The organism is Pseudonocardia sp. DxW, from assembly GCF_058448985.1.
Window position 1 is genome coordinate 1 of the sequence record NZ_JBZFLK010000046.1, and the last position, 19,730, is coordinate 19,730.

The 19,730-nt window shown below is 71.0% G+C and carries 17 protein-coding genes and 1 pseudogene; 9 read left to right on the plus strand and 9 right to left on the minus strand.

What is annotated here, in order from left to right; all coding sequences use genetic code 11:
* A partial coding sequence (locus ACVJO7_RS33390; RefSeq protein ID WP_491676273.1) for a helix-turn-helix domain-containing protein occupies positions 1–418 on the minus strand: 418 nt, incomplete at its 3' end.
* 198 nt (positions 419–616) lie between these two features.
* Here ACVJO7_RS33390 and ACVJO7_RS33395 point away from each other — a divergent pair.
* Positions 617–1,048, plus strand: coding sequence for a hypothetical protein (locus ACVJO7_RS33395; RefSeq protein ID WP_491676274.1), 432 nt, complete (start codon positions 617–619; stop codon positions 1,046–1,048).
* A gap of 596 nt (positions 1,049–1,644) precedes the next feature.
* Here ACVJO7_RS33395 and ACVJO7_RS33400 read toward each other — a convergent pair.
* Positions 1,645–2,235 (minus strand): hypothetical protein, encoded by a 591-nt coding sequence (locus ACVJO7_RS33400; RefSeq protein WP_491676275.1) that lies wholly within the window; start codon positions 2,233–2,235, stop codon positions 1,645–1,647.
* A gap of 178 nt (positions 2,236–2,413) precedes the next feature.
* On the opposite strand from ACVJO7_RS33400, the gene ACVJO7_RS33405 reads away from it, so the two are divergent.
* Positions 2,414–2,914 carry a hypothetical protein gene (locus ACVJO7_RS33405; protein ID WP_491676288.1) on the plus strand — a complete coding sequence of 167 codons (501 nt, stop codon included), beginning with the start codon at positions 2,414–2,416 and terminating at the stop codon, positions 2,912–2,914.
* Between the two features lie 137 nt (positions 2,915–3,051).
* Complete coding sequence (locus ACVJO7_RS33410) at positions 3,052–3,978, plus strand: hypothetical protein (RefSeq protein WP_491676289.1); 927 nt, start codon at positions 3,052–3,054, stop codon at positions 3,976–3,978.
* Between the two features lie 93 nt (positions 3,979–4,071).
* Here the strand turns inward: ACVJO7_RS33410 and ACVJO7_RS33415 are convergent.
* The 7 genes and pseudogenes from ACVJO7_RS33415 to ACVJO7_RS33445 all read right to left on the minus strand — a co-directional run.
* Positions 4,072–4,440, minus strand: a pseudogene (locus tag ACVJO7_RS33415) (DNA methyltransferase); the annotation flags it as partial.
* 1,119 nt (positions 4,441–5,559) lie between these two features.
* The gene (locus tag ACVJO7_RS33420; protein WP_491676276.1) at positions 5,560–6,429 is read right to left on the minus strand and encodes an alpha/beta fold hydrolase; all 870 of its coding nucleotides are present in this window, start codon (positions 6,427–6,429) and stop codon (positions 5,560–5,562) included.
* The gene (locus ACVJO7_RS33425; RefSeq protein WP_491676277.1) at positions 6,426–8,078 is read right to left on the minus strand and encodes a flavin-containing monooxygenase; all 1,653 of its coding nucleotides are present in this window, start codon (positions 8,076–8,078) and stop codon (positions 6,426–6,428) included. The genes ACVJO7_RS33420 and ACVJO7_RS33425 overlap by 4 nt, the downstream gene beginning before the upstream one ends.
* Entirely contained in the window at positions 8,075–8,902 is an 828-nt protein-coding gene (locus tag ACVJO7_RS33430; protein WP_491676278.1) for an alpha/beta fold hydrolase, read from the minus strand. The genes ACVJO7_RS33425 and ACVJO7_RS33430 overlap by 4 nt, the downstream gene beginning before the upstream one ends.
* Positions 8,899–11,307, minus strand: a complete 2,409-nt coding sequence (locus ACVJO7_RS33435) for a xanthine dehydrogenase family protein molybdopterin-binding subunit (RefSeq protein ID WP_491676279.1) — start codon at positions 11,305–11,307, stop codon at positions 8,899–8,901. Before ACVJO7_RS33435 ends, ACVJO7_RS33430 begins: the two co-directional genes overlap by 4 nt.
* Positions 11,297–11,797, minus strand: a complete 501-nt coding sequence (locus ACVJO7_RS33440) for a (2Fe-2S)-binding protein (RefSeq protein WP_491676280.1) — start codon at positions 11,795–11,797, stop codon at positions 11,297–11,299. The genes ACVJO7_RS33435 and ACVJO7_RS33440 overlap by 11 nt, the downstream gene beginning before the upstream one ends.
* On the minus strand, positions 11,797–12,666 hold the full coding sequence (locus tag ACVJO7_RS33445; RefSeq protein WP_491676281.1) for an FAD binding domain-containing protein: 870 nt from the start codon (positions 12,664–12,666) through the stop codon (positions 11,797–11,799). The genes ACVJO7_RS33440 and ACVJO7_RS33445 overlap by 1 nt, the downstream gene beginning before the upstream one ends.
* A 150-nt stretch (positions 12,667–12,816) precedes the next feature.
* Between ACVJO7_RS33445 and ACVJO7_RS33450 the strand changes: the two genes are divergently transcribed.
* The 6 genes from ACVJO7_RS33450 (at position 12,817) to ACVJO7_RS33475 (ending at position 19,132) form a co-directional block, all read left to right on the plus strand.
* On the plus strand, positions 12,817–13,863 hold the full coding sequence (locus ACVJO7_RS33450) for a 2,5-dihydroxypyridine 5,6-dioxygenase NicX family protein (RefSeq protein ID WP_491676282.1): 1,047 nt from the start codon (positions 12,817–12,819) through the stop codon (positions 13,861–13,863).
* Positions 13,860–14,618 (plus strand): maleate cis-trans isomerase family protein, encoded by a 759-nt coding sequence (locus ACVJO7_RS33455; protein WP_491676283.1) that lies wholly within the window; start codon positions 13,860–13,862, stop codon positions 14,616–14,618. Before ACVJO7_RS33450 ends, ACVJO7_RS33455 begins: the two co-directional genes overlap by 4 nt.
* A complete protein-coding gene (locus ACVJO7_RS33460; protein WP_491676284.1) occupies positions 14,615–15,286 on the plus strand; it encodes an isochorismatase family protein in 672 nt (223 codons plus the stop codon). Before ACVJO7_RS33455 ends, ACVJO7_RS33460 begins: the two co-directional genes overlap by 4 nt.
* A gap of 9 nt (positions 15,287–15,295) precedes the next feature.
* A complete protein-coding gene (locus ACVJO7_RS33465; RefSeq protein ID WP_491676285.1) occupies positions 15,296–16,078 on the plus strand; it encodes a glucose 1-dehydrogenase in 783 nt (260 codons plus the stop codon).
* 157 nt (positions 16,079–16,235) lie between these two features.
* Positions 16,236–17,327 (plus strand): zinc-binding dehydrogenase, encoded by a 1,092-nt coding sequence (locus ACVJO7_RS33470; protein ID WP_491676286.1) that lies wholly within the window; start codon positions 16,236–16,238, stop codon positions 17,325–17,327.
* 47 nt (positions 17,328–17,374) lie between these two features.
* Complete coding sequence (locus ACVJO7_RS33475; RefSeq protein ID WP_491676287.1) at positions 17,375–19,132, plus strand: sigma-54-dependent Fis family transcriptional regulator; 1,758 nt, start codon at positions 17,375–17,377, stop codon at positions 19,130–19,132.
* Positions 19,133–19,730 lie beyond the last annotated feature (598 nt).

Genomic DNA, 19,730 nt, shown 5'->3' on the forward strand with positions numbered 1-19,730 from the left:
ACAGATGCATCGGCTCGGCCCGTTCCCACCGCCGATAGACCCGCTTGTGCTCCTGGACCTGCACGGCGACCAGGCCGTTGCGCACCAGGATCCGGTGCACGCTCGCTCGCGACGGCGCCGCCACCTCACCGGCGCGGACGAGCTCGTGGCTGATCCGACGAGCACCCCAGCGCGGATGACGCCGGCGCAGCTCGCAGACCACAGCCTCGACCTCGGCGTCGACGCGAGTCGGACTGTGATGCGGGCGATGCGACCGGTCCGCCAGCCCCGGCATCCCCTCCGCGCGGAAGCGGCGCCTCCAGTTGTCCACCGACTGCCGCGACGTCCCGAACCTGGCCGCCACCTCACCGATCGGTGACCCACCCAGCACCTCGCTCACCGCCCGGTAGCGGTACTCGGCCAGAGCCTCTTGATCCACAAACCAAGATGATCATGAGCCCGGCCACCGGTCAATGATCAGTTGAGGACGTTCGGTAAAACCTCTCCTGAGTCCTTACATTGACACCTCGGCCCACTGACCTTCGCCGCGGTTCTCTTCATCGGCGCGACGGCCTACTTCACCTACGCCGCCGACAGCGCGGAACGAGGCGGACTGGGCGCAGCCGCCGGGCCCATCGTGTTCACCCTCGTCGGACTCACCGGTCTCGCCGGGCTCTGGACCGGCACTCTCATGGGCCGTCTCCGGCCGGGCCCCGTCGCTGCCTGCGCGCTGGTGATGACGGCTGTATCGCTGATGCTGCTGGGAATCGGATCCGGCTCGCTGACCACCGTCCTCGGCTCAGCGCTGATCTTCGGATGTGCGAACACGGTCGGCTCTGCCGTCCTGCCGATCTGGACAGACCGCCGCCGTCCGGAGCAACCCGCTGTTGCGTTCTCCGCGGCGCTCGTCACCGGATCCGTGTGCGCGGTCGCAACGCCAGCCGTCATCGGCGTCCTGGCCGAACACGTCGGTCTAGGTGGACCGCTCCTGGCCTCGGCTCTCCTGTGCCTGACGACGGCTGCTGCGCTCGTCGTCTCCTCCTCGAGTTGGGCTCATCGCCCCGGTTGAACAGCCGCCGGACTCAGACACTCAGTTAGTCACTCAGCCCGTTCAGCAGGCTCGATCGCTGGAAGCACGACAGCACCCACCACTCGCGACGCCACAAGCCGAGCTGGGCAAAGACCAGGTCAGACTAGTAAAGGCCGGTACCCGACGCTCTCGGATACCGGCCTCCGGCCTGTCGGGACGACAGGATTTGAACCTGCGACCCCTTGACCCCCAGGATCGTCATCGACGACAACCCGTGCCCTGACCAGCAACAACAGTTCGACGTGACCCCCTCATCAGCCACACGACTCGCACCATGGCGCGGCAGTTCGCACCACGATCGGCACCACGAGTGGCCAGAGCCGGGACGAGGTGTCGAACATCGAGCACGACCTGAAAATGCCGAGCGGGTCGCGGCTGATCTGCAAGGCGTGCCGGGATCACGCCTGGGCGCTGGCCGACCCGTTCTACGAGGGGCCGTCACCGGACCGGATCCACCAGCGAGCAGGCGTACGACGAGGCGCTCGGCGGCGAGCAGGAGTGGTCGGCGGATTCGGTCGGCGAGCTGCTCCGGCGTGAGGACGACCGGCGGTGGCGGGCGTGACCGCGCTCGTCGCTCAGTGGACGTACACCTTGGTTCGCTTCCACGTGTCGGCCGCGGCAAGTTGCCACACCCGGGCGGAATCGTCGGCGTCGACGCACTCCATCGCCACCTTGACCTTGATCCGGCCCGGGTTGACGCCGACCGGCACGTGGAACTCCGAGCGCTCGTTGGCGACCAGCTCGACGACGTGCCGACCGTGCTCCAGCGTCGGCTCGATCGGTTCGCTCCGACCTCCGGGTTGAGTCGGGACGTGCTCGCAGGTCCAGTCCGCGGTGACCTGAAGCCGCGCCGGACCGGAGGACTCGTCGCGCAGCAAGGTCACCTTGGCCTGCCCCTGCCCCTGCCGCGGTCGGGCGAGCGTCATGGTCACGGTCGGGCGGTCGGCCTGGTCGAGCTGCGCCCGACTGATATCGAGCGCCTCGCGCGCGCTCTTGGCCTGGTCCATCGCCGCGTCCGCAGACTTGCTCGCCGCCGTGGCGGACTCCCGTGCGCTGTGCGCCTGGTCGCAGGCGATCTGGCGGGCCCGCCTGGTCTCGACGAGCGCGGCGCGGGCTGTGCGTGCCTGCCACCAGGTGAACCCGGCCGCCGCAGCAGCCGCGATCACCCCGGCCAGCGTGACCCAGTCCCCTGCTTCCATGGGCGAGGACAGTACCGATCTAGTGAGCCGGTCCGGCGCTGGTTGACTGTTCGGTGTGTGGATCGCCGCAGACGCCCCGACCAGTGCCGATTGGCTCGCAGCGTGGGGACAGGCCGCCGGGGCGGTCGGCACGACCGCCGCCGTTGTGGTCGCGCTCTGGCTCGGCTTCCGGGACCGGCGGTGGCGGCGGGCAGACCAGGCCGACCGGGACATGGGTCAGGCCCGGCTCGTCACCGTCGACCTCCAAGAGAAGTTCGGCGGCCTCATGGACGACGACTCGCTCGACACCGAGCTGCACGTCGTCCTGACCAACAACAGTGCCGAGCCGATCGTCGACGTCGAGGTGATCGAACTGCGGTGCGAGTCCGTCCCGGGACTCGGATGGGAGCACCGCTCTTGCGGCGACCCCTACGAGAGAGACCAGATCCCGGTCGTGAACTCCGGAGCGATCTGGCAGAGCGAGGTCAACTACACCTCACCGGGCGGAGGGAGGATCTCCGCCCCGGACGCGGACCACATCGTCACGATCGGTTTCACCGACGCCCGGGGTCTGCGCTGGACCCGCACCGGGACGGGGGCACCGGTTCGTCGAGACCCGGTCGTGGCACGGCGGTTCCGTCTGCGGCTGCCGTGGACATGGTCGTGAGGGCCCCAGTCACGACCACCGGTCCCGCATGGAGGGCGCCACCCGATCGCAAGCGACACAAGCTGCGGTGATGGACTTGTTACACCACTGTCATTCCGGCTAGTCTGGTTATCCAACGGGACCACCCCGGCCTCGTTGTGCACCGGGCATCGTCGCCCGACGCGCCTCACCGCTCCCCCGCGGAGGTTCGCGTGAACCAGACCGATCACCGTGTCCACGAGCTGGCCCAGCAGACCGGGCGCTCGACCAAGGATGTACTGAACGCCGCCGGGCAACTCGGCATCGGCATCCCGTCGCCGAGCGCTCCGATCGGTGCCGACGACTACCGGCGCCTCCGGCAGCACCTGACCCGGCAATCCGTTGCCCGCCAGGAGATGCTCCGCGAGCGCCCGACCGCACCGCCGCAACGGACCAGGCCCGGAAGGGTCGGCAACAACCCGTTCGCCCGGCCGACGCCGTCCAGCTCGCACGGCATGCGACCACCGGACGTTGCCCGACGGCCCGCCGCCGACACCGGGACCGACAGCCCGGTTACCCGGATTCCTACGCAGCATCCCGGCCCGCAGTCGATGCCGCGCCGCTCCGACACCCGACGAGTGCCCCACGTGATCCGGGGTAACGACCCGTTCGCCGTCGGGCACGCGACGCCGCGTCCTCCGGCACGAGAGGAGACCATCGAGGAGGAGGTCGCCCGGCTGGCCCGCTCCAAGCGTGGGTCGGGCAGGCCACGACGCCCGGAGCCGCTGACCGGACTCGCTGCGTTCATCGCCGAGCACACGAATGGGCCCTACGCCCACCGAGATGACGACGGAGTCGCCCGCGAGTGGGCCGATCAGTGGCGCAAGCGGTGGTTCCCGGACGACGAGGCCACCGACTGGATCCGCGCCGGACTCTTCGGCAACGAGTCGAAGACCGCGGCGCAGATGAAGCGGCTCGACTGGACGCCGGAGACGCTTGCGCGTTCGTTGCCCGGTGGCACCGTGCTCGCGATGGTCCGTGGTGGCGGACACACCCTGGAGCAGATCGACGCCCTGCTCCAGCAACAGAACGATCCGCCGCAGTAGGCCGCCATCACAACGCGGGCAGAGCGCTGGACGCCCTGCCCGCGGGGTCGGCCAGCCCAAGCTGTCGTGCCCTGCCTCGCCGTAGGCCGGACTCAGATCGACGTCGAGGATCCGACGGCCTGCCGCGAGTGCGGCGACGCCGGTCGTACAGGACCCGGCGAACGGGTCGATTACCGGACCGCCCGGCGGACAGCCCGCCACTACCGCACGTCGGGCCAGCTCCACCTCAAATGGCGCCGGGCGCCCTCCGTAGCCCGGGGTGATCGGGATGTCCCACAGGTCGGAGTCGTGCTCGCCCAGGGCGTTGCGGTCGAAAGTAGTAGCCGGGGCGCCGAGCCAGGACCAGCACGGTCTTGGTGCGGTTGTCGAGCCAGTGCGCGTCGGGTGCGGAAGGTCGTTGCGCCGGTGCCAGACGATCGCGTTGCGCAGGATCCAGCCGCGTCCGGACAGCTCGATCCCCACTCGCCACGGCAGGCCGAGCAGGCTGCCGCGCAGCGCGACGTCGGTGGAGGACCGGCAGGCGGCAACACCTCGGCGCGGTCACCGCGGCCGGACCGGGCCACCGAGGCGTCGGCGCGCCACTGTAGATGTCGCCGAGCGAGAGCCACAGCGGGGCGTCGCAGCGCAGCACGGGGGCGGCGACGTCGAGGACATCGGCAACCGCGGTGACGTAGGCGCCCACCATCGGCTCGTGACCGAGCTGGCCCGGGTGGTGTCGTAGTCGCGGGCAGACCAGTAGGGCCGGCTCGTGATCAGCGTGTGCACGCTGGACCGGGGCAGGGACGCGGCGTCGCCGAGGTAGAGGGCGGCGGTCGAACTGGACCACGTCGCGCGCGGCGGGCCGGTGCGGCGCCGGTGGGCTCGGACCCGGCACGGCGTCGAGCAGAACCGGCGGGGGCGGCCCGTCCCGGCCGCGGGCGGCAGGGCGGTGCCGCCGTCGCAGTGGATCACAGGCAGAGGATACGAAACGAACCACTGTGCGGCTTCCGTTACGGCGGAGCCGGAGCCCCTACGCTCGATCGATGGGTGACGAGCCGTGTGGAACGCGGACACCGCGCGACAGGCGCTGATCTTGCTGCGCGAGGCGCACGACGAGTGGGCGGCGTTGTTGCCGCTGGCACACAACCCGATCAGCGACCCGGACCCCGCACTGACCCTGCACACGATGCACCAACGCGGAGCGTCGGTGCTGACGTGGGCGCGCGGACTCGACGACATGGCCACCCCACCGGACGGGTTGCCCAACTACCCGGTCACCAGCGCGGCGCCGGATGAGCTGATCGACTCCGCCGTTTACGCCTGCACCCGGTCGGCGCACCAGCTCATCCCGGTCGGCCACTACTCGCCCGGCGGGCGGACCTACCCCACGACCGGCCCACGGACCTACGCGCCCGTCGGGATCACGTGGGTCACCGAATCCGCACTGCCCCCGGCCGACGCTGACAGTGGACCGACTCGCAGCCGCCGACGGGCGGCGTACCTCCGGCGATGGACCGAACGGCCGATGGCCGACGGGCTCGACGAGGTCCGGGCGTACATGGACGAGCAGATCGGGCCAACCGGCGCGTCGGTATCGACGGCTCACCCGCAGCGTGGCCCGGTCGGGCCCACCGCTCTACCTTCTGCCCGGCCGGTCCGGTGGAACGTGAGCACGTCGTGGATCGCCTCGAGGAACCCGGTCAGGTCGTCCCATGGCACCATGTGGCCGGCGTTCGGAACGGTGACGACCTCGACGTCCGGGTTCACGACCCGCAGCTCGGTAACGGCATCCTCCGGGACGACCGGGCTCCGGCCGCCTCGGACCAGTAGCGCCGGAGGGGTGACCCGGCGCCAGATCGGGAGGAAGTCCTCGGACTCGAACCCGGCATGGGTCTCCAGGACGGCCGTCTCGTCGCAGTTGGCAAGCACCTCGGCCCGGAGCTGCAGCTCCCGTTCCGGCCAGCCCGGGTAGAAACGCCGCACCTGGTCGGCGGTGGTGCCGCGCTGGGCCTCGCGGAGCTGTTCGAGGAACTGGTCGCGGCTGGTCGGGTACGGGTCGCGGCCGGGGCCGGACAGTGGCGGGTCGACCAGGACGAGCGGGGCGTGCCGCTCGGGGCCGTGCCACACCGCGTAGGCTGCGGCGATGCGGGCGCCCATCGAGTGCCCGAGCAGGGCGGCCTCCCGCAGGCCGAGCCCCTCGACCAGGCCGGCGACGTCGTCGGCGTAGTCGGCGAGCCGGTACCGGCCCGCCGGAGCGCGCTCGGTCCCGCCCCGCCCGCGGATGTCCGGGACGTGCACCCGGTACCCCCATGCGGCCAGGCGGGTGGCGAGGAAGTCCGCGGTCGGGGCCGGGCTGGTGATGCCGGGAAGGAGGAGCAGATCGGGCGCCGCCGCCTCCCCGTACCGGAGGACGTGGTGGTACAGGCCGTTGGCTCGGACCGTGATGCTCTCGCCGGTGACTGCGACGCTCACCCCGCTCCCCCGCCGGTCGTCCTCGGCTCGGCTCTGCGCTCGAGTACGAAGCTGGGGTAGCCCTCGGTGGCCTCGCGGGTGAAGTGGGTGAAGTACTCGGGTCCGCCGCCGGCGTAGGCCAGGAACTGGCGCGGCTTCCCGGGCACGTTGTCTCCCATGTACCAGGTGTTGGCCTTCGGATAGATGCTCTGCCCGGCCACCTCGTTGACGTGCTCGCCCCAGGCCTTCTCGGCCTCCGCGCGCGGTTCGATCGAGGCGAGGCCGTGCCGGTCCAGGTGGGCGATCGTGTCGGCGACGAAGTCGATGTGCTGCTCGGCGGCGGGGATCATGTTGTAGAGCACGCTGACGCTGCCCGGACCGTTGATCATGAAGAAGTTGGGGAACCCGGATACGGTCAGCCCGAGGTGGTTGGCCGCCACGCCCGACCATTTCTCCTGGATCGACAGGCCGTCCCGCCCGCGGAGGTCGAGGGCCAGGATCGCACCGGTCATGGCGTGGAAACCGGTGGCCAGCACGATCACGTCGAGGTCGACGCGGGATCCGTCGGCACGCACCAGACCACCGGCGTCGACCCGGTCGATCGGATTCTCCCGCAGGTCGACGAGCGTGACGTCGTCCCGGTTGTAGATCTCGAAGTAGTCGGTGTCCACGCAGAGCCGCTTGGCGGCGAACGGGTAGGTCGGGGTGAGCCGATCCGCTAGCGCCGGATCCTCGATCCGTTCCCGGATCTTGTCCTTCACGAACTCGCCGACCATGGCGTTGACCTCGTCGTCGAACACGACGTTCGGGTAGCTGGCGATCATCAGGTAGCCGCCACGTGCCCAGGTACGTTCCAGCCACGCCTCGCGCTGCTCCCACGGCGCGGTCAGGGGGTCGTGGTCGGCCGCCTCGTAGATCACACCGCCGATGGTGTCCCAGGCCTTCCTGCGCATCGCCGGGTAGTCGGCCTTGATCGCCAAGGTCTCCTCCTCGGAGTAGGCGCGGTTCCAGGCGGGGATGGCGTACTGCGGGGTGCGCTGGACGACGTGGAGGTGCTCGGCGACGTCGGCGATGATCGGCGCCGACTGGATGCACGAGGACCCGGTGCCCACGATCGCGACCCGCTTGCCGGTGAGGTCGGCGTCGTCGGGCCAGTCGCTGGTGCGCAGCACGGTCCCGGCGAAGTCGTCGATCCCGGCGATGCCGGGATCGACCGGTGTGGACAGCGGACCGGTCGCCATGAGCAGGAACCGGCACCGCACGGTCTCCCCCGCGTCGGTGCGCACCTGCCAGGTGGCGGTCGGCTCGTCGTACTCGGCCGCGGTGACCGAGGTGTCGAAGGCGAAGGCCGGCCGGAGGTCGAACCGGTCGGCGACGTACTCGAGGTAGGCGCGGATCTCGCCCTGGGTGGCGTAGCGGTGCGGCCAGGTCCACTCCTGCTGCAGTTCCTCGGAGAAGGAGTACGAGTAGTAGATGCTCTCGATGTCGCAGCGGGCGCCGGGGTAGCGGTTCCAGTACCAGGTTCCGCCGACGTCGCTGCCGCGCTCGAAGCCGCGGACGGTGAGGCCGTCTCCGCGGAATCGGTGGACCGCGTAGAGGCCGGAGAATCCAGCCCCGACGACGATGACGTCCACATCGGGCGTGACGGCTGCGGACTGTGGGGTGTTCACAACGGATCTCCAGTTCGTGGCGGCGCGCTGTGCTCCGCGAGGAACGCGGTGAGCAGGGAGTTGACCTCGTCGGCGCGCTCGGCCGGCAACGCGTGCGATGCGCCGGGGCCGTCGAGCACGTGCAGCGCGGCGCCTCGGACCGCACCGGCCAGCTCCCGCGCGTGGGCGACGTCGATCAGGCGGTCCTCGGTCCCGCCGACGACCAGGGTCGGAACGACGAGGCTGCGCACCCGGTCCAGCAGGTCGACCTGGATCGCCGAGTCGGTGTAGGAGGCGAGGACCGGCGGCGCAGGATGGCCCGGGCCGGACACCACTGCCTCGGCATCGGTGGACAGACCCGCCCCTGCGGCGTTGGCTGCGTCGCGGGAGAGGATCAGCCAGGAGGTGGCCAGCTCGCCGAGGGCGGGCCGATTCCGCTCGGCCAGTTCGCGCAGCAGCCCGAAGATCACGGCCAGGTGCGGGTCGGTCCGGGCCCACGGGGTGAGTAGGGCCAGCGACGACACTCGTCCGGCATGATCGAGCGCGAGCCGGGTGGCGGCAGCCGCACCCATCGACCAGCCCACCACATGCGCCTGCCGGACACCCGCGGCATCGAGGACCGCGACGGCGTCGTCGCGCAGTGACTCGACCGTCCACGGCCCGGGGCCCGCGGGGGTCGAGCCGATCCCCCGCGGGTCGAAGGTCAGGCAGCGGAAGTGCTCGGCGAGCGCGGGCACCTGGGCACCCCACGCCGCCCGGCCGCGCCCCAGCGGCGGGACGAGGAGCACGACCGGGGCATCCGCCGGGCCGCGCTCCTCAAACTCCGGCGGAGTGCCACCGCTCATTGCTGCGTCCCGGGGACGTGCCCGGCCTCGCGCAGCCGTCGGCGCAGGTACTCCGGGGTCACCGGGGTCTGGTCGATCTCGATGCCGAACGGCGACAGCGCGTCGGCGATCGCGTTGACGATCGCGGCCGGTGCGGAGATCGTGCCGGCCTCACCGACCCCCTTGACCCCGCCCACGCTGACCGTGGAGGGCGTCTCGATCGAGTGCATCGACAGGTGCGGGACCTCGGTGGTCGAGGGGTAGAGGTAGTTCAGCAGGCTGCCCGAGACGAACTCGCCGTCGTCCTCGTAGACCAGTTCCTCCAACAGCGCGACACCGATCCCGTTGGCGAGCGCGCCGGCCACCTGGCCCTTGACGATCGTGGGGTTGAGGACGACACCGCAGTCCTCGACGCCGACGAGCTCGTCGATGCGCACCATCCCGGTGTCCGGGTCGACCTCGACGATCGTGGCCGCGCACCCGTTGGCGTAGGTCTCGCCGGGGTCGTAGCCCGAGGTCGCGGTCAGCCCGTCGCGCTGGACGTCCTCCGGGCGGGCGCTCGCCCCGAAGTAGCCGAACAGGGCGATCTGCTGCAGCGGGACGCTGCGGTCGGGGACCCCACGCACGGAGGCGATCCCGTCGACCAGGTCGATGTCGTCGGCGTCGGACTCCATCATCGCGGCGGCCAGCCGGAGCAGGCGGTCGCGGACCTGGCCCGCGGACTCCTGGATCGAGCCGAAGCCGAGCACGGCGCTGCGGCTGGCATAGGTGCCCATACCGAACACCGACGAGTCGGTGTCGCCGAACACGATCCGCACGCTCTCCATCGGCACGCCGAGCTCGTCCGCGGTGACCTGCGCGAGAGTTGTCTCGTGTCCCTGGCCGTGCGAGTGCAGGCCGGTGGTGACCGTGACCGAGCCGTCGGGCTCGATGGTCACGCTCGCCGAGTCGAAGAACCCGTTCGGCATCCCGCCCGCTGCGGCCGACGTGGTCGCCCACCCGGTCGGCTCGACGAACGGGCTGAACCCGATGCCGAGGTAGCGGCCCTGCTCGCGGGCGGCGCGCTGACGCTCCCGGAAGCCGTCGTAGCCGATCTCCTTCGCGGCCTTCTGCAGCGCCTCGGCGTAGCTGCCGCCGTCGTAGCTCTGGCCGAACGGGGTCGTGTACGGCTCGGGCCCAATCATGTTCTTGAGCCGCAGCTCCACCGGGTCCAGGTCGAGACCGCGGGCCAGCTGGTCGATTGCGACCTCCCGGGCGAGCTGGCCGGGGACCCAACCGACACCACGGACGGCGCCGATGGCGCACTTGTTGGTCAGCGGGTTGTCAATGGCATAGGCGACGTTCTCGACGCCGTAGCAGCTGGTCAGGTAGATCCCCGCGACCTGCGAGTCGACCAGCGGGGTGAACGGCAGCGAGGAGTAGGCACCGGAGTCGGTCACGAAGTGCCCGCGGAACGCGGTCATCGTGCCGTCCGCCGTGGCCGCGATCTCCATCGAACAGATCATGTCCTTGGAGTGGACGCCGGTCGCCAGGTCCTCCCATCGGTCCTCGATCCACTTCACCGGCCGGCCGGCGAGCTTGGCCACCGCCGGGATAACGATGTCCTCGGGGAACACGGTGCACTTGAGCCCGAACGCCCCACCGACGTCCGGGGTCTTGATCGTGATCCGGCCCTCGGGGGTTCCGATGATCGGGGCCATCAGCATGCGCAGCAGGTGCGGCATCTGGGACGAGGAGTAGATGGTGAACCGGCCGCCGAACCGGTCCTCGTACTCGGCGATCACGCCGCGGCCCTCGAGCGGGGCGGCAGTGGAGCGACCGGAGCGGAAGCGGGAGCGGACCACGTGGTCGGCCTCGGCGAACGCCTCGTCGACGCTGCCGACGGTCTCCTCGAGGTGCGAGATGTTGTTGGTGCCCAGTGCCTCGTCCACCAGTGGGGACCCGGGCTCGAGCGCGGCGAGCGGGTCCGTCACCGCGGGCAGCGGCTCCCAGTCGACGACGACCAGGTCCCGGCCGTCCTCGGCCAGGTAGGGAGTGCGGGCCAGGACGACGGCGACCGGGTCGCCGACGTGCCGGGCGATCTCGTCGACCAGGACCGTGCGGCTCTGCGCCAGCACGCCCTCACGCATCGGTCCGGCGGTCACCATCGGGGACACCCAGTCGAGGTCGGCTCCCGTGTAGACGGCGACGACGCCGTCGAGCGCCATCGCCTCCTCGATGTCGATCGAGAGGACCCGGGCGTGCGCGTAGGGGCTGCGGACGAACGACGCGTGCAGCATCCCGGGCAACGTCACGTCGTCGAGGTAGCGGCCGCGGCCCGCCAGCAGCCGGGGGTCCTCGACGCGCTGGACGGCTCGGCCGACGTAGCGGGCCGGCTTCGCCCCGGTGGACGGAGCGGTGGTCTCCGGAGTGATCTCAAGCGTCATGAGAGGCCACCTTCCGCGACTCGGCCGCCGCCCGGACGGCGGCGACGATGCCCTGGTAGCCGGTGCACCGGCAGACGTTGCCGGACAGGTGCTCGCGGATCTCGTCCTCGGTGGGGTCGGGGTTCTCCGCCAGCAGCGCCTCGGTGCTGAGGAGCATCCCCGGGGTGCAGAATCCGCACTGCAGCCCGTGCTCGGCGCGGAACGCCTCCTGGACGTCGGTCAATCGGCCGGGACAGCCCATGCCCTCGACGGTCTGCACCGCGCAGCCCTCGGCCTGCACGGCGAAGGTCAGGCAGGAGCGCGTGGGGCGGCCGTCGACCGACACTGTGCACGCACCGCACACACCCTGCTCGCAACCCACGTGCGTGCCGGTTAGGCCCAGCTCGTGCCGCAGGAAATCGCTCAGCAGCGTCCGGGGCTCGGCGATGCCGACCCGGCGCTCCCCGTTGACGGTCATCGCGACCGCCGAGTCACCGCTGCGCAGACCCATCAGTTCTCACCCCTCTGGTTCGTGGCCGCCTCGCACAGCACCCGGCACAGCAGTGCCGTGGTCGCCTCGCGGCGGTAGGTGGAGCTGACGAACGAGTCGCCCGCGACCTCCACCTCGGACAGGGCCAGGCGGCCGGCCTCGGCCGCGGCCTCGGCGTCGCCGAGCCGGGTCCCGATCAGGAACCGCTCCGCGGCCGCGGAGCGCATCGGCCGGGCGGCGACCGAGAACAGCGACACCCGCGCCTCGGTGACGGCACCGGCGGCGTCGGTGCGCAGCCGCACCGCCGAGCCGGTCAGCGCGTAGTCGCCGTGCCGGCGCGCCACCTCGCCGAACCCCCACGCCGCGTCGGCCGCGGCAGGGATCTCGATCCGCACCAGGACCTCGTCCTCGGCGAGGACGGTCGTGTAGTGGCCCAGGAAGAAGTCCTCGGCCGCAACCGACCGGGTCCCGGACGGTCCCTCGACGACGAAACGCGCGTCGAGCGCCAGCATGACCGCGGGAAGCTCACCGGCCGGTTCACCGTGGGCGATGCTCCCACCGACGGTCCCCCGCGCCCGGGTCGCCGGGTGCCCGACGTGCCGCAGCGCGGCGGTGACCAGCGGCCAGCCCCGGCGGGCGCCGGCATGGTCGAGCAGGTCGGCCTGACGGGTCGTGGCCCCCACACGCAACGTGTCCGCCGCCTCGATCCCCGCCAGCTCGTCCAGGCGGCCGATGTCGACGAGCACACCGGGGTTCGCCAGGCGCATGTTCATCATCGGGACCAGGCTCTGACCACCGGCGAGAACCTTCGCGTCCGGATGCTCACCCAACGCTTGTACCGCTTCGGCCACCGAGTGCGGCCGGAGGTAGTCGAACGTCGCAGGTTTCACAGTGCCTCCACACCCGCGTCGGGCACCGGCTCCTCCGGGCCCTGCTGCCGCACATCAGATCCGTGAGCGGCCCGAGCGCGTGTCCCAAGTTGGGACACGCCGTGTGACGGCGGTCCGCTGACATGTGCTCCAGCGGATCGAGGAGACGTGATGGACCAGAACCTGTTCAACGACATCTGCCTGGCGCAGCTGACCCTGTCCGGGGTGCACGAGGGCGAGACGGTGGTCGTCCTGACCCGCGGTGCCGAGCGCGGTGCGTACGCCGACGCGTTCCTCTGGGCGATCCAGAAGCTGGGCGCCACCGGCTACCACATGCGGCTGCCGTCCCCGGCGAGCGCGAGCGGTGCCTGGGCCGTCGGCGACTCCGGACTCGGGAACATCCCCCTGGCCGTCGACGCGCTCAAGGCCGTCGACATGGTCGTCGACTGCACGTTCCTTCTCTTCTCGCCCGAGCAGTTCGCGATCCAGGACGCCGGCACCAGGATCCTCACCGCCGTCGAGCCGCCGGAGCTGCTCGCCCGGCTGATGCCGACCACCGAGCTGCGCGAGCGGGTCGAGACGGGCGCCGAGCTGCTGGCCAAGGCGTCGACCATGCGGATCACCAGCCCGCACGGCACCGACGTGACCTACCGGCTCGGCATGTACCCGACGATGAGCGAGTACGGCTACACCGACACCCCCGGCCGCTGGGACCACTGGCCGGCGGCGTTCGTGTTCACCGGCGGCTCCGACGACGGCGTCGACGGGACGATCGTGCTCGCCCCCGGGGACGTGCTGCTGCCGTTCAACACCTACGTGCAGACCCCGGTGGAGATCACCATCGAGCAGGGCTTCATCCGCGACATCCGCGGTGGCGCCGGCTCCTCGGGGCTGGACGCGGACCTGCTGCGCTCCTACATCGAGAGCTTCGACGACCCGCGCGGCTACGGCATGAGCCACGTCGGCTGGGGCCTCGACGAGCGTGCGCACTGGCACGGCCTCACCCAGTTCCCCGGCGGGATGGGCATGGAGCTGCGCAGCTTCTACGGCAACGTCATGTTCTCGATCGGCCCGAACAACGAGCTGGGCGGCCCGAACGACACCGCCTGCCACTTCGACATCCCGATGCGCGGCAACTCGCTCTACCTCGACGACGAGCTGATCGTCGACGCCGGCGCGCTCACCGTGCCCGAGATGAAGCCGGCGGGCCGGCGATGACGGATCACCACATCGGGATGATCGTCCCGAGCTCGAACCTGACGATGGAGACCGAGCTCCCGCGGATGCTGCACGCCCGCGAGGACGTCCTGCCCGACGACCGGTTCGTCTTCCACGCCGCCCGGGCCCGGATGCAGCACGTGACCCCGGAGCAGCTGCGGGCGATGAACGCCCAGGCGCAGCGGGCCGCGGCCGAGCTGGCCGACGCCCGCCCGGACGTCGTCGCCACCGCCTGCCTGGTCGCGATCATGGCCCAGGGGCCCGGCTACCACTGCACCGCCGAGGACGACATCACCACCGCCCTGCGGGCCGAGGGCTCGGACGCCCCGGTGGTGTCCAGCGCGGGCGCGCTGCTGTCGGGCATCGCGGCGCTGGGGGCGCAGCGGGTCGCGATCATCACCCCGTACATGGAGCCGCTGACCGATGCCGTCGTGGCCTATCTCACCGACGCCGGCGTCGAGGTCGTCGACGCGCTGTCCCTGCAGGTGCCGGACAACCTCGCGGTCGCCCGGCTGGACCCGGCCGACCTGCGCGAGCACCACCGCAAGCTGGACCTGAGCCGTGCCGACGCGCTGGTGCTGTCGGCGTGCGTGCAGATGCCGTCGCTGCCCTCGATCCAGCCCGTGCAGGACGAGATCGGCATCCCGGTGCTCTCGGCCGCGACCGCCACGACGTACCGGATCCTCACCGAGCTGGGGTGCGAGCCCCGCGTTCCCGGGGCGGGGGCGCTGCTCGCCGGACTGGAGGCACCGTGAGCGCCTCCCTGTACGGATCGGACACCGACGCGACCTACGGCCGTGCCGGTCTCGGCGCCACGGTCACCCGCGGGACACGACCGGCGGTCGTCGTGGTCGACCTGACCCACGGCTTCACCGACCCGGCGGCGCCGACCGGTAGCGATCTGGCCGCCGTCGTCGGTGCCACCGCCGCGCTGATCGGGGCCGCACGCCCGTCCGGGACACCGGTGGTGTACACCACGATCGCCTACACCCACACCGAGGCCGACAGCGATGCGGTGGCCTGGCTGGCCAAGGCGCCGGGCCTACGGGCGCTGCGTGAGGGCAGCAGAGCCGTCGCGATCGACGATCGGCTGCCCCTGGTACCCGACGACCATGTGATCACCAAGAAGGGCGCATCCGCCTTCTTCGGAACCGGTCTCGCGTCCCTGCTGACCGGGCTGCGGGTGGACACGCTGATCGTCTGCGGCGCGACGACCAGCGGCTGCGTCCGCGCCACCGCCGTGGACGCGGTCCAGGCCGGTTACCCCGTCCTCGTCCCGGAAGCGTGCGTGGGCGACCGGGCCGACGGCCCGGCGCGCGCCGCGCTGTTCGACATCCAGGCCAAGTACGGCGACGTCATCAGCATCGACGACGCCCTCGACTACGTGCGCACCGCGGCGGGCCACTCCGCCCCGACCCATTGAGGAGAAACCGTGCTCGACGGACAGGCCGGTCTGATCACCGGCGCAGCGGACGGTATCGGCAGGGCGACGGCGATCGCCTGCGCACGTGAGGGCGCCTCGGTGATCGTCAACGATCTGGAGGCCAGACGGGCCGACGGTGAGGAAACCGTCCGACTCGTCAGGGCCACGGGAGGTCGGGCCGAGTTCGTCCCGGCCGACGTCACCGTCGCCGCCGAGGTCGAGGCGCTTGTCGCGGCCTGCGCGCAGACCTACGGCTCGGTCGACTTCGCGTTCAACAACGCCGGGATCCTCGCCACCGGGTTCACCGCGGACGTCGCGGAGGAGGACTTCGACCGGATCATGGACGTCGACGTCAAGGGTGTCTGGCTGTGCATGAAGTACGAGCTGCTGTACATGAAGTCACACGGCGGCGGTGTCATCGTCAACACCTCGTCCGAGGGTGGGCTCGTCGGCACCCCGCTGGCCGGGCCCTACGTCGCCGCCAAGCACGCCGTGATCGGCCTGACCCGGACCGCGGCCGGCGAGTACGCGAACATGAGCATCCGGATCAACGCGATCGCGCCCGGCACGATCGCCACCCCGATGGTCCTCGCCCTGCCACAGGAGGGCCAGGACATGCTCATGGCGCCCCAGCCACTGAACCGGCTCGGGCGGCCCGACGAGGTCGCCGAGGCCGTCGTGTGGCTCGCCTCCGACCGGGCCTCGTTCGTCACCGGAACGGTGCTCTGCATCGACGGCGGCGCCACCTCCAACGCGCAGTCCTACGACCCCGAGCTGAGCCCATCGGCATGATCTGCCGGTCATCGCCCGGAACCGGCGCCGGCTACGCGGCGCTCGGGGTGGCGAGCACCGAGGTCCGGGACGTCCCGCCCGCGACGGGCGCCACCCGATACGTACCGAGCTCGAAACTCTTCGACGATGGTCGACCACAGAAGCAAGGAGTCCGATGATGCGCAGCTCACGACGAGCCGTCCTCGTGGAGCCGGGGTCTCCGGTCGAGATCTGGGAGGGCGACGTCCCGTCGGCCCGTGGCGGTGAGGTGGTCCTCTCCGTCGCGATGGCCGGTGTGTGTGGCACCGACCATCACCTCGCCGTCGGAGATCTCCCGCTCCCGGGGCCCATCGTGCTCGGGCACGAGGGGGTCGGCCGCATCGAGGAACTCGGCCCCGAGGCCCGCACCGACTACGCCGGCGAACCGGTCGCCGTCGGTGATCTCGTCTACTGGCTGCCCGTACGGCCGTGTCACCGCTGCTACGCGTGCACCATCGCGAACGACCCGTCCCGGTGCCCCGAGTTGCTCGCCGGGATGTTCGCGGAGGGAACAGCACCTCCGTCCGCGACCTACAGCGAATACGTCCTACTGCCGAGCGGCCTGGCGTTCTTCAAGATCCCGGCGGACACCCCGCCGGAAGCCGTGATCGCCTTCGGGTGCGCGATGCCGACGATGCTCAACGCCGTGGAGCGGCTCGGCGGTATCCGGTACGGCCAGCACGTGGTCGTGCAGGGATCGGGGCCGGTCGGGCTCGCCGCGACTCTGCTCGCCCACCTCGGGGGAGCCGGCAGCGTGACGGTGATCGGTGCACCGGCCGTTCGCCTGCATGCCGCCGCGCAACTCGGTGCGACCACGACCCTCGACCTCACCGAGACCACCGAGCAGGAGCGCCGCGCCGCGGTGCTCGAGGCGACCGATGGCCGGGGCGCCGACGCCGTGATCGAGGCGGCGGGCGCTCTGCCGGCGTTCGGTGAAGGTCTGAACCTCGTCGCCCCGGGCGGCACCTACCTCGTCGTGGGCCTCTGGTCGGCGCCGGGAGTGGTACCCGTCGAGCCACGGGCGATCAACAACAGCAACATCCGGGTGGTCGGCTCGGCGCTCGAGAGCCCCCGACACATCCATCAGGCGATCCAGGTGGCGCGCCTCGCGCACCGTCGGGTCCCGCTCGTCGAGGTCGTGTCGCACCACTTCAGCCTGGACGACGCTCAGGCCGCCCTCGACGCAGTCGGTCGCGCTGAGCCGCTCAAAGCCGTCATCGTCCCTGGTTGATGCGGTGGGAGGTGCGCTTCTACGATTCTCGCGATGTAGGGAGACGCATGCGGCACGTAGCACCCAGCCAGGATTCGGCATCCGCCCGGGACGAGTTCCTCACGTCCGGTTCCGTGCCCCGCGGCGCCGTGGGCGACAGCATCATCAGCTCGTGGCGCCGGTCCCGGAGGGCGGGGGTCGACGTGACAGCGCCCGACGTGCCGTTCGAGCAGGACGTTCCCCGTTCCCGACTGGTCGACTACGCGTCACCGGTCCTCGACCGGCTACTGGACCGACTCGACGGCATGCCGGTGACGATCGCGTTGACCGGCCCCGACGGCCGGATACTCGAGCGGCGCGAACGCGATCACTCGCTCGCACGTCAACTCGACCGCGTCTACTTCGCTCCCGGGTTCAGCTACGCCGAAGCACACGTCGGCACCAACGGTGTCGGTACACCGATCGAGGACGGCCGGTCGGTGTTCGTGCGCGGGTCCGAGCACTTCACCGAGCGGAGCGTCCGTTTCGCCTGCGCGGGGGCCCCGATCCGCAACCCGCTGACCGGTCGGATCGAGGGGCTCGTCAACCTGAGCAGCCTGGCGGCAGACGGGCATCCCATGATGCGGGTACTGGCCGAGGAGGCGAGTCACGGCATCGAACGCCTTCTGCTCGAGGACGGCGGGCACCAGCAGGTCGTGCTCGACATGTTCCACGCGCTGTGCCGTCGGCAGCGGGGGTCCGCCGTCGTCTCGGTCTACGACGACGTCGTCATCGCGAACCAGCTCGCCTTCGACCTCCTGAGCAAGGAGGACAAGGAGATCCTCCGGCAGACCGCGACCGACATCCGCGGTGACACCGCGAAGTCCGCGATCGAGATGTCGTTGTTCGACGGCCGCCGGGCACAGGTGCACTGTCACCCCGTCCCCACCACCTCCCGCACACTGGCCGCGACGGTGTTCGAGATCCGGCTACCGGCCCAGCGACGGACACGCGATGCCACCCCGCACACCCCTGTCACCCCCGTCCCCGGTCTCGCCGGACGATCGCCGGCATGGCTCGACGTGTGCAGCCGCGCCTACGTCGGCGCAGAACGGAGGGAGCCACTCCTGATCGGCGGGGAGCCCGGAGCAGGCAAGCTCTCGCTCGCTCGAGCCGTGTGCAGAGCCGCCCATCCGGACAGCCCCGCCACGGTCGTCGACCCCGCCCAGGAGGAGCTCGCGGAGATCGTCGCTCGGCTCACCGACCTCGCGCCCTCGACCTCGGTGATCCTCCGCCGCCTGGACGGATTGGACGAGGAGTCGCAGACCGTCCTAGCCGGGGCGCTCGACGACCTCGCCCACGATCGTGCCGACTGCTGGATCGTAGGCACGGTCCGCACGACAGGGACGCTGTCCGCGCGGCTCGCCCGACGCTTCACCACATCGGTGACAGCCCCACCCCTGCGACACCGGGGGGACGACCTGTCCGAGTTGGTGTCGCTCTTCCTGCGCCGCCTCGCACCGGAGCGGACCGCGGAATGCACGCCCGACGCGCTGGCCGTGCTGGCGCGGAATCCGTGGCCGGGCAACGTGACCGAACTCCAACGGGTGCTGCGGGACGCGCTCGCACGCAGACCGGTCGGCCCGCTCCGCGTCGACGATCTCCCGGCGAGCTGTCTCAGCACGAGCCGTCGCCGGTTGACCCCACTTGAGGTTCTCGAACGCGATGCGATCGTCGCCGCGCTCACGAACTGCGGCGGAAACCGGAAGGTGGCGGCCGCACAGCTGCAGATGTCGCGCTCCTCGCTCTACCGCAAGATCCATGTGTACGGGATCACGGAGGCGTGAAGCGCCTTCCGTCGACACCGGATGCGCCGCACCCTCACGCACCCGGCCGGCCGGCGCCGAGCCGGCCGCGCGCCGCACCGCGGTCGAGGCCGCCACCACCGCCCGGCACCGACCGCCCCAGCTGGTGATCACCCCCGGCCTCGATGCGGGCCCGGTCTCGTGGACCCCGTTTCGTGGGTCGCGCAGCGCCCGGATCTCGATCGCCGCTGGTCCGGGCCCTGCCGCCGTCACCGATGCCTCGAACAGCTGACCGGGCCGGCCGTGCGGCTGGGCCCTGGACCACGGATCCCGGGGCTGCACGCCGAGGCCGCCGAGCGGGAGAAGACGATCCAGACAGCGCCGGACTCGTGGCGGCCGGACCTGCTCGAGCCCGTGCTGTCAACGCCGCTCGAAATTTGACCCGGCAGGTTCAACCGGTGTGCGCAACGAGCTCGGCGAGTCGTTCTGAGGGTGTCATGTACCCGAGCGTCTTCCGCGGCCGGTCGTTCAGGCTAGGGGGGTTCGAGGCTCATCCCAATCGGGGGTGTAGGAGTTGGGGTCTGAAGCCGCCGGTCTCGAGCAGGCTTCGGGCGATGTAGTTGGTCAGGTTGCGGAACCC

Coding starts and splice junctions, on each gene's coding strand:
- ACVJO7_RS33470 (WP_491676286.1), top strand. CDS start 16,236: ATGCGCAGCTCACGACGAGCCGTCCTCGTGGAGCCGGGGTCTCCGGTC.
- ACVJO7_RS33435 (WP_491676279.1), bottom strand. CDS start 11,307: ATGACGCTTGAGATCACTCCGGAGACCACCGCTCCGTCCACCGGGGCG.
- ACVJO7_RS33450 (WP_491676282.1), top strand. CDS start 12,817: ATGGACCAGAACCTGTTCAACGACATCTGCCTGGCGCAGCTGACCCTG.
- ACVJO7_RS33440 (WP_491676280.1), bottom strand. CDS start 11,797: ATGGGTCTGCGCAGCGGTGACTCGGCGGTCGCGATGACCGTCAACGGG.
- ACVJO7_RS33475 (WP_491676287.1), top strand. CDS start 17,375: ATGCGGCACGTAGCACCCAGCCAGGATTCGGCATCCGCCCGGGACGAG.
- ACVJO7_RS33455 (WP_491676283.1), top strand. CDS start 13,860: ATGACGGATCACCACATCGGGATGATCGTCCCGAGCTCGAACCTGACG.
- ACVJO7_RS33430 (WP_491676278.1), bottom strand. CDS start 8,902: ATGAGCGGTGGCACTCCGCCGGAGTTTGAGGAGCGCGGCCCGGCGGAT.